This is a genomic window from Legionella beliardensis (assembly GCF_900452395.1).
Taxonomy (GTDB): domain Bacteria; phylum Pseudomonadota; class Gammaproteobacteria; order Legionellales; family Legionellaceae; genus Legionella_C; species Legionella_C beliardensis.
In genome coordinates, this window is the sequence record NZ_UGNV01000006.1 from 35,475 (window position 1) to 50,898 (window position 15,424).

Below are 15,424 nucleotides of genomic sequence, written 5' to 3' on the forward strand. Positions count from 1 at the left end.
GTTATGAGATACAATAGCTACGCTGGATTCTGTCAAAATTTTAGACAAAGTTCATGGCGTTCTTATTTAGGACGTATTATGGAAAATCAGTTCAATGAGTAGAAAAGGTAACTGTGAGGATAATGCCGGAGTAACAATAAACGTTAAATTTAGGTGGATCTCAACTGTAAATGCCGAACTGCGCATTGATGAAGGCTACTTCATCTCGATAACCAATCCCGTATTTACAATACCAGCGTACGCATTGCAAAATCACGGTACCATGAAAATGGCGCCATTTGAAATCAGCAGGATTTTTAAAACTTATAGAAAGAACCAGCTAAATTCAATTAGTATACAACCCTCTTATTTTTGCAACACCATATACTCTACGGCTCTAAAATAATCGGATTCATTTATAATGATTTAACTATATAATGTTATTTTATTTAAATGCACTTTTTATTTTATGTATAAAGGAAGATGTATGCCAAAAACTATAACAAAAACTGTAACAAATCTTGTTGAGCCTATACGGATAGAATGGACAAAATACTTTGTTAACGGCGTAGAATGCGAGAGGGATGCGATTTATCAGACCATTTTAAATAATAAATTTTACAAAGGTAAAGTAAATCTTGATAGAAAATATCACTTTGAGTTGCATGAGAAAACATTAGAAGAAGAAAAAGAGATAGAAATTTCAGAAGATAGAAGTTATTCCCACACTAGTTTTTGTAAAACAACACGAATCAACAATAGTTTCTCTAATGCAAGTACAAATTTCAGCTTAAGTACCAAAGAGTTTACCCAGAAATTCACCGCCACAAGCGCAGAATATAAATCACTAATCGATAAGATGCTTCAAGTGCTTGATATGTTTTATGAGGCAGGTGAAAACTATAATGATTACTCGATAAATTTACAAATTGCGATTCGAGACTGTATGGCATTTTTTATAAAAAATTTAACTGACATTAAATCGCCATATAATGAAATTCTTTATGAGTTATCAGTACAGTCGACTGTTTTTCTTTTTGATATACTTGCTTTTGGCTTGTCGAAAGAAGCGATAAATGAGCAGTCCTCTGATAAGGCAAAATCCTCTCTCCCTCAGTTAGACTTTAATACAAGCAGGTTATTAAAGAGTTGGGATGAAAACTGGACAAATAGTAAAAAGTCAAATTTTCTTGATAAGTATTTATCTAATATGTTAAAGCAGACAGATATCAATTTTCAACTCTGGATGACGCTTGATTTATTTACCGATAAATCTACTCAAAATGAAATTACCTCTAAATTTGATGGATATAAAGAATTTATTGCTTCTTTGCAGGCTAAGAAAATGTTACTTGACTCTTCCTTACCTATTGAGCCCAAACAGTCTATTAAATCTCATATAGCTTCTTTTTTTCATCACCGCCCTCATCAATATAATCAAAGCGAATCTAATCATGCAAGTAATACAATGATATCAAATCTTAAATGATAGATTGCTAACCTATTTCTGGCCAAAGCGCTTTTGGCGCTAGGCTGGCCTACTTAAAAATAGCCATTTCTAATTATATTGCCCTAAGCATAACTAACTAATCTAATCATGTATTGTCTCCAAAAAATGATGTTTTAAACGACTTCTGATTTAATATATAGCCTTTGATTTTCTCTTAACTTATTATTAGAGCTTGTCTACTCAGGGCCTATTAAAAGTAATCAGAGTATCGTCCCATCGCTTGGCTTAACCCGTATTATTGGTGGTGAAAATGGTCCCATGTTGTCTTACCCTATCACCGTAGGAATTAAAAAGGTATTTTGACCTTATGAGATAATTAGATACCATTCTTAATTTATAAATCATCATTATTAAGACCCTTAACTAGCTAAAGTATTCGTTTGCTTAAAACAAAGTAATTATTAATGATTTTTATTAAATAATTTATTATTGGTTAGGCAAATGTTGGTTATTTTAGACAATAACTAACACAATAAAGTATTGGGTGAATTATTTAAATTAAGATGGTGCTATTAAAAATAGTTTTCTGTTTTATTAAGTAATAGCGTTTATATTGGTATCTTCATTATCTTCTTTGAGTATTTCTTGCGCTTGACTGAGTGGATTTTTCGACTGAAAATACCTTGCTTTAGAGGTGAGCCCTATTTGAAGAATGTATCCAATATAGATTAAGGTATTGTTCATTTAAGCGTGGGCATATTCTGTAAATTCTCTTGCGCTTGGTTTGCTACTCTAAATTCGGAAACTAAAATATGAGTTAAGGTTTCTCGAACATCATGATGTTTTCTGCTAATTAAATAAATATGAGGTCCTAAAAGTTCTTTATAGTCATTCCCATTTTCCGTTTTAATATAAATGGATTTATCTGCAGTAACGGCTCGAATTTCTTTTATCATTTGTTCTGCTTCTGCTTGGTCTTTCGGAAAAATAAGGATAGCATGGGCGTGTCTTATATGTCCGTTCTTTCCAGTATAAAGAAAGGTGTCAAAAACCATTACTCCCCAGCCAGGCTGAGAAGTGAAATCAAAATTTATACCATGCCATAAATCAATTGGTCGTTTATCATCACTACGAAGAAGGTGGTTGGCGAAATCATTTTTTTTGTCCAAATCATTCGTTTCACTGTAATATAAATTTTTAACATCGCTCATATTTTTTTTGTTTTCTAAGCTATAAAGTAAAATATTCAATGTTGCATCAGGTGATTTATTGGCACTAGGACCCGGCATAGTTTTGATAATATTCTCATTACGAGTATCTTGGTATTGGAGATAATTTTTTTCAAAATCAATTTCTTTTAGAAAGGCCTCATTAGAAAAGATCTCATTTAAAGCGGTTGATAATTGAAATAATCTCACCACATCTTTTGGATTATCTAAATAAGAGGCAATCTGCTGTAAAATCTCCGGTGGCAGCGTGGTAAAATCACGGGTTTGCAAGGCCTCTTCGCCCGCTAATCCATTATTTTGCAAAGCTTCTTCTCGTGAAAAAAACTTCTAAGCACCGTAATTTGCGAAACCTTATCTTTTACTTGATTTATCTATCTAATAAGAGCATCTGCTGTAATCCGGGCAGCGTTAATCACGGTTTGCAGGCTCTTCGCCGCTAATCCATTTTGCAAAGCTTCTTCTCGTGAAAAAAACTTCTAAGCACCGTAATAATTTGCGAAACCTTATCTTTTACTTGTTGATTTTTGTAAAACATATGATTAATCCCAATAGTGTGTTACTAATCTTCATACAATTGAGGTAATTTTAGTCCATTTTTCTTATTCATGTTGAATACGATAAGTAATAAGTGCCATTTAGTTTTGAGTTTCAAGGCTAAATAGCTTGAAACTCAATAATACGGGTTAAGCCAAGTGGATTAGGCAGTTGAACAATACTCTGATTACTTTTAATAGGCCCTGAATAGACAAGCTCTAATAATAATTTAAGAGAAAATCCTTGTCTTAATAGAACATCTAGGCCAGCTTGCAAACCAGCACTTGGTGTCGCTACGGATTCTGAAAAGGGTAAATTATTATAAGTATAATTAAGTGGGGTTAAAACATAGACACTGTATTTTCTTGAATCTCGCCAAAGCGCGCCAGCTTTAAAACCTAAGAAAGCACTGGTCGAGGTTCAGCGAAGACCAATGGAAGATATTCACCTAAAATGATAATTTGAAAAAGGTTCATAAGTATGTACAGGGGTTAGGCAGGCCTTTGTGCCTTAGCCTTTCTATCAGCTCTGGCGCAACATTAAGTGATTAAGCAAAGTGCCAAGTCAGGCGTGCAATCACCCCATCATCAGTGACCTGGTTACTATACCGGTCAACATAAGAGACCGATAAATAGGTTATTATTGAACCTTGCCACCTGGAGGCCTGCATCAATTAAAAGCGCATTTTGCGCGATAGGTGTGCCAATGAAGAATGGTACGCTGCTCACGGCGAAATTATAAGTAGGTCTTGAATAGCTCTATCAGCCCTATACATCTTTTGCCGATAGTAAGTAATAATTTATATATGCTCAATTAAGTATTTAACTTTAACTCAATCTCTTCCTCAACCTTTTCAATTTCTGCTTCGAATCGATTAGGTGGAGCAAAAAAGGAAAAATGTTTTTTGCTAGGTTCTTTTGAAAATATATCTAGCTTAAGAATAATATTAGCAATGTAATCAATAGCTTTTTTCCAACCCGATTGTTCATCTAAAATAGGTCTGGCTAGAGCTACAGCAGCATCAAATTCTTGTTTAAAATTAGGTTTTTCTTTATATTCTTGAAGATAAATTAAGGTCGAAATATGGTGGGGCGATATTTCATGAATATTCCCTAAACCTTGAAGTGAGGCTAGTTGAAATAAAATTGCACTCTCCATAGCACAAATCATCTTTTTTGCTGCTTCTTTTTTATTAGGATTCTTTTCTTCGTCTAATTTATTTTTAAGTGGATTTAATGCCAACAGAGCCGGATGTAGTTTAAACTCTTTGCTTAATTTTGTCTCAATAACAGCTTTAGCTGTAGCGATACGCATCGCTTGAGCATCAAAATTAAAGGTTAACTCTTTTTTACCAAACATAATTTCTTCATCAATAATAAAAACCGACCAGCTATTTTAGCAATTAATTGGCTATCGTCAACTTAATCAAACTAATCATAAAAAATACAAAGTATGCAACTTAGATGAAAAGTCATATATCAACTTGATTTATATTCATCAATACAGACAAGAATCTAGCGTATAATCAGGCTATTAAAGAATTGAAGAAGAAAGGAAATTTAGCGCCACAGGTTAGACATTTGCAAATTAAATACCGTAATAACCGCTTAGAATCTGACTATGGCAAACTTAAACGGCTCATTAATTCTACACTGCCGTTAAACTCAATGGTGAGAAAGCAGCTAATACAACCCTTACTATGAATTTTGTTTTCCCCGATATCAATAAGCAATACGTGGTTGAGCTTAACAATGGTAGTTTACATCACATTGAAGGTTTATCCAATCGAATCAAGCGGATGCAACGATAACGCCAAATAGAGAAACATTGAATCAAATTATCCTTAAAAATAAGATTTTGCAACAAGCTATAGATACTAATGAGATAAAAACTGAAGGTAAGAAAGATGCATTAAATCAATTATTAAGTTTTATTGATACCTTTGATTTTTGATTCAATATTGTTACGCCAAATTAATAGAATGAATGAGCCTCATCATTTTCTTTTTTTAATGGTGAGGTTTGACCTCAAACAAGGACAAATCGGTGAAGTTATTACGTCTCTATTCATGGTTAGTTTTGTTTATTGCCTCAACAGCCAATAGTTTTGCTGTTAAACAAGCATAGGCCAATGATCTATTAACTAATATGACCGCGTTGAATTTTCAAAATTAATATGGCTCTGTTGCAAAAACGACATTCGTTTATAATTTAATCTAAGTTGATTGAATACTAGAATTACAAATGCGTTCGACTAAACCTCTAACTATTCAGATGGCGCCAATTTCATAGCGAGCAGTATTTATAGAATCGAGAAGGCTTAGATTTGCTAATTAATGTAGAGAGTGTGGCTTAAACGTTGAGGGTGGATTAAGGATAAATAGCCATTAAGTTAATGTGCTAAAAAATATTAATCTTACTCTTATGTTTTAGCGACAGGTAACTCAGTCCAACACGTTGTATAACTAGGGCCTTTCATCTCTCTCTTCATCGTCCATTGCTTTTAAAAGCCTTCGGTAGCAAGTCGGATTGAACGTGCGCTATACCGTTTATTAATAGACTCAATGAGTCTCATTAGTTTTTCAGATTTAGCCAGTATGGCATCCGAAGGCTAATTAAATAAATCCATTTGCGCAGGTGACTTAGACGTTAGTTCAGCGAGCATAATGCCACTTTTCTTATACGGGACACCTTCTTTATACAGGCGCTTAACACGTGTTTAGCACATGCGGTTAATTGTCTTATATCATCGGTCGGATTAATTAGGCGAAAACTGATGGATTTAGAGTAGGGTTTAAGATGTTCATCAAAACGATTGGTGTGGAGAAAGATAGACATGTAATGAGCGGCCAATCCTTGCTTACGAAGCTTTACCCAGGCGGTGGCGCAGTGATGACTAATCGCTTCTTCAATGGCTATCAAATGAGTTTGCGGCAATCCGAAAGAGCATGACGCAACGAGACTTTTTTTAGGTGCAATGGTTTCAAGAGGCAAGCAGGAATGCCTTGCAGCTCCATCACGGTACGTTGTAAAGCCACATTAAAGTTTGCTTTTACCCAGTGTGGCCAAATCAAAGTCTCGTCCTCATTAACCCAGAAATTAGGCCTGAAAAGTCATGCTATGGATTAGTTTATTTTAAAGAATATGGTCTTATTCTTAATAAAATCTACCAAGAGCAGGGTAATTGTTTTATTAAATATCAGACAACAACGGATGATTTTTTGTTATTAAAAATTGATTTAAATGAGACATGGTGGTTTGGGCAGCTGATTGAATTGCGACTTGAGGGACAAGCATTAGCTGATTATTTCTAATGCACTTTATTGCGTTAAGTGAAGCTAAATTAACAGTTTAAGAAATTATATACTACGCCATTTTTAGAAGCGGTAATTATTTAATTAATCTGGTAACTAAGGATACCCGCAAGCTGTATAGACGTGTACGGTTTGCCACACGTCTTTCAAATTGAAATTTAATGATTAAGTAAAAAATAAGCTAACGAATGGCTATATCCAAAATCTATTAAATAACCTCAACTTCTTCAGCTTGCGGTCCTTTTTTACCTTGTGTAGGTTTAAATAACACAGCAGCACCTTCTGAAAGGGTTTTAAAACCACTGCTTAGAATAGCGCTAAAATGAACAAAGTAATCTTTACCGTTGCTTTCAATGAAACCAAAGCCCTTATCCTCTTTAAACCACTTTACGGTGCCACGACTCTTTTCTGACATGAAATAATACTCTAGAAATAAAAATTGATCTTAACACCTTTAGAAATGACTTATAAGGTAATTATTTAGAAATTAGGCCTTAAATAGGGCAGTGGTCATTTAACTCTTTTTATCCTTCATACAATCAAAAGTTAAATGACAGACACACAGATTATCCACTTAAATTACTTGTTGACTAAATTTTAATCTAATAGTACAATGTGTTTACCTTAAATTTGGGTTAAATACTATGAAGAGAAAATATATCGAGTTATCAGATGGCTCTACTCACCTGGCTCTAGAATCATCGAATGGTTCAATTTATTTTTATCCAGTCGCTAATAATTCCGAAGACTTAGCCTCTTCTTCAAGAGTAGGATTTTTTAAGCAGCATCCTGCTGAACCAAAAGGAAGCTTGTTCGAACATAATATTGAAAACTATAACCCTTCAGCAAGAGTTAGCCAGATGACACAAGGTAGGACTAAGCCTTCAGTAGAAGCATTAGAATTAATGGCTGATGAAATAGCAGAAGTAACTAACAATAATTGTGCTTATAAAAAGTAAGTTACTATAAAATTTTTAACTAAGTTAATCTAATGGCAGACTTATTCTAATCAATTTAGTCTGCCAAAGATGAAGAACTAGCCCACAATGATGTTTTTTATCCTTCCCATCTTGTTAAGAAAACAAAAAACTGCTTGAAAGCAGTCATTCATTACTAGACTTAGGAAACATCATGCCCAGGTGCTCTATTAATTACAAAACAAGCTTGTCCCTCTAAAATCTGGCAAAATAAGATTAATTTATCCTTCTTTGATGGTTTTATTAACCTGGGTAACAAAAATTATTTTGCTAAAGAGCCATTCGTTTTTAACGGGTGATTGGTGATATAAGGATTCGGATAGCCTTCTATTTTAGCAACAGCTGCTGCCCACCATTTTCATGCGCCTCTGGGGGAAATTGTTTATCCCAAGCGATAAAAAGATTTTGCTGGGCTTCACGTAGCTCAATACCATATTTTCAGACATGAATAAATTAGCACGCGCAACAATGCCTTTTGCGAAATCTGCAGGCTCAACTCGTCAAGACGCTTTGTCAATCGTAATGGGACAGCTATAAAAAAGAGTATGGTTTTCTAATATACTATAACGATAATTAGAGCGTGCTTGATTAACAAGGCCTACTGCAGGCCAAAGATTGTAAAGCTCACCTTCCGCTTGACTAAACAGTTTATCACTCTTTTCACAACACTTTCTTCCCTTGTAACGTTTGCCATTTTTCTTAATGCATAGGGGCTCACGCCAGCACGCAAAGTGATTACCAAAATTTTCAGCAGGCATCGTGTGCTCAGCCTCAATACGCTCTGCCCGTTTAAATTTAGCCGCAGACTCCATATTACAACTCTTTAAGTTAACTTGAAGTCGGGCATCAAAGCGACATCGGCAATACAACGTTTCACGTTGCAGAGCAAAAAGAACACGTAGCTGTTTCTTAGCTTGCGTAAAGGTTTTCGGCGGCTGCGTATTGGCAGCGCCCACAATCAATAACAAAGAAGTAAAGACTAATAAACGAGAAAGAAGAACTATCTAATTATACCTGTTAATTAAAAAACTATTTAAGAGTAATTGCTTGTCTACCTACTCTATGAAAACCTAGTGCAGTCAATTTTAATTTAAAACTACTCATTTCCAAAGAGGAGGTTCTAGCCAATTTTATGGAAACCCCATAGCTACTTGCCATTGTATTTCATTGGACAAAGGTGTACTAACATAAAATGATATTGAAATCTTCTCATGTAGTATCCCAAAAATACCTGGTTAAATCATTAAGGCTATTTACGAAAATGCCGTTCTGTCCAATTTCTAGTGATTAAATTAAACTACAACAAGAAAAGATTATTGAGATAAGAAAATTAACTTTGTTTGATTTATAAATGATGTTTAAGAGAGAAGTGTGGAACTAAGTCGATGGTTTTGTTTTCTAGAGCCGATAACAAAATAGATAAGCGGTCATAATGAAACAAATTAAAAGGTATAGGTGTAATAGTTGCTTTATCCATTAACTCCCCATTTATCACTGTTAATTTTTCCTGAGTGGATTGGATAATAAAAGTTGAATTATATAAACGCATAATCCTTCTGCTTTTGCGTTTTGCCTCCGCCGCCCTTATAAGCATACGCGCAATTTTTCGGGCTATTTTTTCTTCCAAAACCAACTCTTCTTCGAGATTTTTCTTTTTTTCTTGGGCCCACCTTTTTTGAAATGAACCTTTTCCATGCATGCTTTCAAATTGTTTTAATAGCTTATAACCAATAAGAAATAGCTGTCTCATACATAGCTTCTCAATCGCAGGATTCTCTATACCATAAGTACTAAAAAAAAGTATCAATGCCTTATTCATTATTTCAGGACTAAGGCTATCATCAAAATAATCAATAGTTAATTGTGCTTTAAATGCATTAAATAATTCTATAATCATCACAATGGCGTCATAAGGCTTATAAGGTCCATTGAAGTAGATAGAATCTTTGTTTTCAGAGTATTTGTTATAGTCGTAATTATAAAAAATCAGTCTTCGACTCTCTGATTTTAATAAAACATTGTAGGATGGCGACCATCTTTTAATTTCATCGGATTCAAGTAAGGCCGCTTCCAAAGGGGTATTACATTCTATGGTTTCGATATTCCAAACTTGGGCTAACATTTCTAATTTGCGTCGATCTCTATTTTTGACACCGCGAAAATAGGAATTAACTCGAGCCTTTAAAGAGGTAGCCTTACCAATGTATAAAATAGTGCCATCCTCAGCTAGCATTCGGTATACACCTGGTTTAGCCGATAGTTTCAGTCTTTGTAACCGCTCGATATTGTATTCATAATGCACGTTTTTTTTATTAAGACCTTTTGTGGCTAACCATGCTTGAAGACTTGTATAACAGGATACATTGGCCATAAGAAGCTTAGGTAAAAGCTGTTGCCACACATGAATAGTCATGGATACATGGGAATGAATGTCATTTTTAGGCGTATTAGGCCATTTAAAAAACCCTGCCACAGCTTTTAAGTTATGGCTAGGTAAGTGAGGTAATAGTCGTTTTGCTATTTTTTGAGAACAAATTAATTTAAAATTTAATTCATTCATTTGCACCTGCTCTAAATAAAACTGGCTTAAAAAGTTTTTTTCAAACTGAGCGTAATGCGCAATGACGATAGGATCAGAACCGAGCTCTTTTAAAACTTGTTGAAATTTGTCAAATACCGTTTTGGGCTCGACACTTTGCGAAAGTTCTGCCTCGGTAAGACGAAGCATTTTTTTAATTTTGCCAGGAATCAACTCCTCGTTAGGTAACTTTAAAGTCCATTTTTCAATATCAAAAGTTTGCGACGTAGAAGGCTCTACAATACTCCAGCCTATTTGTAATAAATAGCCTGTACTGGGGTGCATTCCAGTCGTCTGACAATCCACGATAAGAATTTTTTTTTGGGCTAATTCAGTCATTTATGCTTAGTTCTTCATAGTTTTTTTATTATTCTTAAGATGCAAAGTTTGAATGTTTTCTTCTTGACTCCAAAATAACTGCACATCCTTTAAAATTGACCTTGAGACAAGCTCTTTCGGACTTTGAGCAAACCAATCTTTAGGCAGGCACTGACTGTAGTTAGACTGAAGGAAACGATTATCCACCAATACAATTAAACCTTTATCGGTTTCGCTACGTATAACCCTTCCTGCTGCCTGAATTGCTTTTGCCATCGCAGGATAGGTGTAGGCGTACGCTTGCCCCTCTTTATAATGAGTCTCATAATACTGTTTCATTTGCTCTCGTTCCCAATTAAAAGAGGGGAGAGGCGGACCTATGATAAAAGCGCCAATGGCCAATCTACCTAAGTAATCAATGCCTTCCGCAAACATTCCTCCTTGCACTGCAAAAAACAAATGATTTTTATCGTTTAGATGAAGTTGTTTCAAAAGATTTTTACTTTCTTTTTCCTCCATTCGCCGCTCTTGGCGAAGCAGCGTAAATGACGAGAGAAAAGGCATTCGTGAAAAAACCTGGTCTAAAAATTCAAAGCTTGGGAAAAAAACAAAATAATTACCAGGATTTAATGCTGATAGACGAATGATTACCTCAATAATTTTTGAACTATTTGCTTGTCGATAGCGGTATTTTGTAGATACTTGTGGAATGAGCAGCAATTTGCGGTTTGTAGGTAAGAAAGGAGAAGAAAACTCCTCAGTATGTAGATGGGAAGTATTTAAGCCCATTAATCGACTGTAATAATCAAACGGCTTAAGGGTAGCTGAAAAGCCTATTATTTGCTCAAAATGACTGTAATGTTCTTTTAGAAAACTGGAGGCATCACAACAACTAATTTTTAAAGCATGGCGTTTAGGATTAAAGGAAATAAAAAACTCCTCACGTCCTTGATTCACGAACTCAAGAGCTGCAGTGAAATCTGACCAATAATTAACGAGCTTTAAAATGAGATCGTTAGGCTCAATCGCTAAATCTGATTCCAGGTAGTCTGTGAGCAATTGATTAAGACATTCCTCTTGCCGTTTAAATAACGCTTCTGGCGCTTTCGTCAGATGGGGTTCATAGACATTAGGAAGAGCACAGCCCTCAATGGTAGCAATACATTGATTTAAAATTTCTTTCAGCTTTTTTTGAAAGGCCTGAGGGTATTTATCAAGCTCATATAAGTAGGTCTTAAAGAACTCTACCTCAAGAACTGGTGAGAAATAATCCATGCCTCGACTGGGTAAATTATGCGCCTCATCAATGACTAAATTAGGTTTTTCCTTCTCTCCTAATTGAAAACCTACTATTCGTTCAGGCGTATTGGTGGCAGAAAAAACGTAATTGTAATCGCCAATGACGACATCAGAGAAGGGAATGCTCTCCATTTGTAACTCATAAGGGCAGACTTGGTAGGTTTTTGCGAGGTCTTTAAAAAAGGACGCATCTAGGTTTTGGTGTTCTTGAATCTGATGCAACAACTCATGTGCAGTGCATTTAGTATAGTGATTTTCGGCAAATTCACATTGTTTGCTCGTGCAAATTGGCTCATTTTTCATACACAATTTTTTTTTGGACGTAAGGACTAATGACGTGCATGAAGCGCCCTTATTTTGCAGAAGGTGTACTGCCTTTAAAGCAACTTGGTGTTGGGTATTTTTCGGCGTAAGGTAGAACGTTTTTTGACCACGTTTTAATGATTCTTTTAGGGTGGGATATAAGATGGCAATCGATTTGCCAAGGCCAGTTGGGGCCTGAATAAGCATTTGTCTTTTAACAGCCATAGCGCTAATTACCGATTCCATTAATTCATTTTGGTGTGGTCGAGGCTGTTCAAAAGGAAAAACCAATTTTTTACTTTGCTTTTTACGCCACTTGATTCGTTGTTTAGATTCTTTAATTTCTAAAACCAATTCGTTTAAACGGCTGCTAAGCCAATTTTCAAAAGCATCTTTATTAAAGTCTAAAACCAGCGGGTAGGTTTTTTTATTTCGTAATGACAGGATTAATAAATTAAGTTTGGGAATAGTTTTGTTTTTTAACCAATGAATGTAGCCATAGGTTTGAAGCTGAAGCCAAAAAGGGTGGCTATAATAATTTTCTGACAATACTTCAATTAACTTATGAGGCTCAAAAGCAGTTTTAATTTCCTCAATTCGCAATGTCTCTTCTTGATAAACGCCGTCTATTCTTCCTGAAATATTAAAAAGGCAGTGTTGATGAGAAATGGTGTGGGCGATACTTAATTCTGGCGTATAATTAGAATGCCGTTTCAATTGCTGGGATTGAAAATCTTGGTGCGCTTTGATAGCAAGCTTGGACGTAAGGCTATAACCTGAATAAGTATCAATGCTTCCTACTTTGGGTGAGGGAATAGCTAAATCAATAACTGATAAATTATATGTATTCATTATAACTATATAAGTGGATGTATCATTGAATTTCTTACATCAATTAAGATTAGGTACGCCAAGATAAAAGATTTTGTGACTCATAATACCATAGGAGCAGATAAAATGACTCTATTTTGTACGCTGAATAATCATGAATAATTTACCAGGCTTAAGTTTTAACCTCATTTGATTATTCTACTAGAAAAGCAAAAATTAATCTGAAATCTATAAATTCTTGTTTAGGAGTAAGTGGCATTATTTGGCCTGATAGCAAAACGACGCACAGTCCATTTTGATATAGCTTATCATTATAAGTAGCAATCAGCATATGACAAAACTCACACTAACGTTTTTATATAAGATTAGGATTCGTGTAGCATAGTTATTAAAGATAAACCCGAGATAAATTGACGTGTTAATTACAATCGTTGATTATTATATTTAAGATTAAATTAATTGACAGGAATAAAAAAGGTTACCAATAAATTACTTATGAAATAAGCTTACAAGGAGATAAAAGTAGTTTCATTAAACGAATAAAAATTAGCTGCCAACCGCTGGATAGCATTTCTTAAGTTCTGGCACATAGCTTTAAAATCCTGCAGCTTGATTTATTTTTATAAAATAATATTTATTGAATCCTAATAATAAATAGTTTTGTGCTTAGAAAATTCAATTAAGCAATTGATGTAATAATTTAACTCACTGCTAATCCTAAATATGAAGTACTTAAATTCGTTGAATTTAATCCATTATTTGCAATTACTTTTTCTTTATTAAAAAATGAACTCCGCAGCATAGCTCCTCCACACAAGATGCTACCTGTACCACTTATTACAGAGGCTCCTAGAGCTATTCCACTCATACCAGCAATCACGCCAGCTAATCCAAAACTCGCTATAGTTAAGGCAATGACGCCTCCTATCAACAAGAAGATAGCAGCTAATTGAGTCACAGGATGATTTAAAATAGATAAAAAAAATGAAGGTTTAGTTGCTGCCAATGAATTAGCTTGTAACCAAGCTTTTTTCAAAGCAAGACTATTTAAGTTTATATTTCCCTTATCGTCAATCCATCGTAAGGATTTCAAAGTTTGACACGTTCTATAACCCTCACCAAAAAGTCCGTGATAGAAAATCTCTGACAATGATGCTTTATCAGGCTCTATCTTAGAACGCCTAAACAAACCAAATTTATGCCTATCTTTATTTAACTTTGCCAGGTATTTTTTTTGAAAAGAAGATAATAATTGTTCCTCAGAAACAGTAATAGGGTCTTCAATTGTTTTTTTGTCGATTATAGCGGGTGAAACAAAGCAATATTTACTTTGAATTTTTTGCCTAAAATCATTGGCAATTAATCTATGCATATGGTCAGAGGGATGTACATCATCCCAAAAAATGTAGCTATCCGCCGGTTTAGGTGACTTTCTTGCAGTATAGCTCTCTTTCCTTAAGCTTTTTTCAAAACCATAAAACTTAGGATTTTCAAATACCTTAATTAAGAGTTTATTAACATCATGTAGGCCAATTGAGCAATAAGGATAAATTTCGGATAAATCTTGACAGGCTTTGGCTAAAGTAGTGTTAAAAAATTCTGAGCATGCATGTGCTTGAGCACGATCCTCTTTAGATTTATACTGAAAACGTGGTGTTAAGCTTAAATCAGGCAAATCAAATAAAACAAAATGCCTGTAACCTTGTTCAATTAATTTTTTTATATTTTTTATTCTTGCTTGTACCGCTTGTTGTGCTTCTTTTTGAGTTGGTATTAAATTAACAGTAGTTAGGTCATTAGCACCTGTCCACTCAATAATCATCGTTTGACTTTTTTGTATTGGGGTAATATTCCTACTTTGATCCCAATGATATAAATCCTTGCGCAAGCTATTAAGATTTTTTAAAATAATCCGACTAAAAAATCGACTAATACTTTTACTAGGTCTTCCTGTATAATCTTTTGAAGTGGTTCCGCCTTCAGCATAAATCCGCGCAAAATCTTCGTAACCTTGATAGTTTAAATAAGGGTAATCATCAAATTGTGTACTAATTGTAATAGAGTTATGATTGTTGCTATTAATTAATGGTGAGATTTTTTCAGCTTCGGGAATCATTTTATCTAAGTTAGGCTTAAATTCTATAGCTCTTGATAATAATGGAGAAACACGAGGCTGGGTTAACTCACTATCATATAAAATTGAACTAATAAAATATTCAGACCAAGTAAAACCATCAGTAAATCGTCCGTTGGGTGATTTAGTTAAAATACAAAAAGAAGCTAACGGTATGATTCCTAAAAGATAACGTCTGGCGGTACATCCGATATCAGAGAGGCTATCGCCCATAACTACCCAATGAGAAATTTTAATTTTTTCTGGTGGAATCATAATGAAGACAATGTGAAAATTATTCTAGAGATAGTATTTTTTAAAATCTATCTCTTATATTTAAAAAGACTTGATTATGACGATCAGTCAAAATTATATCAAGTAGATTTATTATAAAACATCAGTGCTTAATCCATTTATTTAAAAATACATAACATTTGTTTGAATTAATATATTACCTCTAGGTAGAAAATCTAGCGTGTAGTGTTTATAAAAGGATAGGT

The 15,424-nt window shown here is 34.4% G+C and carries 15 protein-coding genes and 2 pseudogenes; 6 read left to right on the forward strand and 11 right to left on the reverse strand.

The window, feature by feature from the left end; all coding sequences use genetic code 11:
* Positions 1–202: 202 nt before the first annotated feature.
* A pseudogene (locus tag DYE47_RS15690) lies at positions 203–307 on the reverse strand (IS6 family transposase); the annotation flags it as partial.
* A 159-nt stretch (positions 308–466) separates the two neighbouring features.
* On the opposite strand from DYE47_RS15690, the gene DYE47_RS15695 reads away from it, so the two are divergent.
* Positions 467–1,468: a hypothetical protein gene (locus DYE47_RS15695; RefSeq protein WP_115304382.1), complete on the forward strand. Its 1,002-nt coding sequence runs from the start codon at positions 467–469 to the stop codon at positions 1,466–1,468.
* A 701-nt stretch (positions 1,469–2,169) separates the two neighbouring features.
* On the opposite strand, the gene DYE47_RS15700 is transcribed toward DYE47_RS15695, so the two are convergent.
* The 3 genes from DYE47_RS15700 to DYE47_RS15705 form a co-directional block, all read right to left on the reverse strand.
* Entirely contained in the window at positions 2,170–2,961 is a 792-nt protein-coding gene (locus DYE47_RS15700; protein ID WP_115304383.1) for an F-box protein, read from the reverse strand.
* A 351-nt stretch (positions 2,962–3,312) separates the two neighbouring features.
* Entirely contained in the window at positions 3,313–3,468 is a 156-nt protein-coding gene (locus tag DYE47_RS16155) for a hypothetical protein (protein WP_160149930.1), read from the reverse strand.
* 537 nt (positions 3,469–4,005) lie between these two features.
* Positions 4,006–4,551: a hypothetical protein gene (locus tag DYE47_RS15705; protein WP_115304384.1), complete on the reverse strand. Its 546-nt coding sequence runs from the start codon at positions 4,549–4,551 to the stop codon at positions 4,006–4,008.
* A gap of 182 nt (positions 4,552–4,733) precedes the next feature.
* Between DYE47_RS15705 and DYE47_RS16455 the strand changes: the two genes are divergently transcribed.
* From DYE47_RS16455 to DYE47_RS16535, 3 genes are read left to right on the forward strand one after another with little or no spacing between them, the layout of a single operon-like run.
* Entirely contained in the window at positions 4,734–4,895 is a 162-nt protein-coding gene (locus DYE47_RS16455) for a transposase (RefSeq protein ID WP_242604278.1), read from the forward strand.
* Positions 4,892–5,002 carry a hypothetical protein gene (locus DYE47_RS16530; protein ID WP_115304385.1) on the forward strand — a complete coding sequence of 37 codons (111 nt, stop codon included), beginning with the start codon at positions 4,892–4,894 and terminating at the stop codon, positions 5,000–5,002. The genes DYE47_RS16455 and DYE47_RS16530 overlap by 4 nt, the downstream gene beginning before the upstream one ends.
* Positions 5,003–5,019: 17 nt before the next feature.
* Positions 5,020–5,145, forward strand: coding sequence for an alkyl sulfatase C-terminal domain-containing protein (locus DYE47_RS16535; RefSeq protein ID WP_278043883.1), 126 nt, complete (start codon positions 5,020–5,022; stop codon positions 5,143–5,145).
* Positions 5,146–5,613: 468 nt separating this feature from the next.
* Here DYE47_RS16535 and DYE47_RS16685 read toward each other — a convergent pair.
* Positions 5,614–5,685 (reverse strand): annotated as a pseudogene (locus DYE47_RS16685) (DUF4113 domain-containing protein); the annotation flags it as partial.
* A gap of 155 nt (positions 5,686–5,840) precedes the next feature.
* Positions 5,841–6,185: a DinB/UmuC family translesion DNA polymerase gene (locus tag DYE47_RS16690; protein WP_115304387.1), complete on the reverse strand. Its 345-nt coding sequence runs from the start codon at positions 6,183–6,185 to the stop codon at positions 5,841–5,843.
* Positions 6,186–6,250: 65 nt separating this feature from the next.
* Between DYE47_RS16690 and DYE47_RS15735 the strand changes: the two genes are divergently transcribed.
* The gene (locus DYE47_RS15735) at positions 6,251–6,505 is read left to right on the forward strand and encodes a hypothetical protein (RefSeq protein WP_115304388.1); all 255 of its coding nucleotides are present in this window, start codon (positions 6,251–6,253) and stop codon (positions 6,503–6,505) included.
* A gap of 208 nt (positions 6,506–6,713) precedes the next feature.
* Here DYE47_RS15735 and DYE47_RS15740 read toward each other — a convergent pair whose 3' ends face one another.
* Complete coding sequence (locus DYE47_RS15740; protein WP_115304389.1) at positions 6,714–6,920, reverse strand: cold-shock protein; 207 nt, start codon at positions 6,918–6,920, stop codon at positions 6,714–6,716.
* Between the two features lie 229 nt (positions 6,921–7,149).
* Here DYE47_RS15740 and DYE47_RS15745 point away from each other — a divergent pair, with 229 nt between their 5' ends.
* Positions 7,150–7,464: a hypothetical protein gene (locus DYE47_RS15745; protein WP_115304390.1), complete on the forward strand. Its 315-nt coding sequence runs from the start codon at positions 7,150–7,152 to the stop codon at positions 7,462–7,464.
* A gap of 518 nt (positions 7,465–7,982) precedes the next feature.
* Here the strand turns inward: DYE47_RS15745 and DYE47_RS16465 are convergent.
* The 4 genes from DYE47_RS16465 to DYE47_RS15765 all read right to left on the reverse strand — a co-directional run bounded on the left by DYE47_RS16465 (position 7,983) and on the right by DYE47_RS15765 (position 15,200).
* The gene (locus tag DYE47_RS16465) at positions 7,983–8,450 is read right to left on the reverse strand and encodes an endonuclease (protein WP_242604276.1); all 468 of its coding nucleotides are present in this window, start codon (positions 8,448–8,450) and stop codon (positions 7,983–7,985) included.
* Positions 8,451–8,827: 377 nt separating this feature from the next.
* A complete protein-coding gene (locus DYE47_RS15755) occupies positions 8,828–10,399 on the reverse strand; it encodes a GIY-YIG nuclease family protein (RefSeq protein WP_115304391.1) in 1,572 nt (523 codons plus the stop codon).
* A 6-nt stretch (positions 10,400–10,405) separates the two neighbouring features.
* Positions 10,406–12,832: an ATP-dependent DNA helicase gene (locus DYE47_RS15760; protein WP_115304392.1), complete on the reverse strand. Its 2,427-nt coding sequence runs from the start codon at positions 12,830–12,832 to the stop codon at positions 10,406–10,408.
* A gap of 679 nt (positions 12,833–13,511) precedes the next feature.
* Positions 13,512–15,200 (reverse strand): SGNH/GDSL hydrolase family protein, encoded by a 1,689-nt coding sequence (locus tag DYE47_RS15765; RefSeq protein WP_115304393.1) that lies wholly within the window; start codon positions 15,198–15,200, stop codon positions 13,512–13,514.
* Positions 15,201–15,424 lie beyond the last annotated feature (224 nt).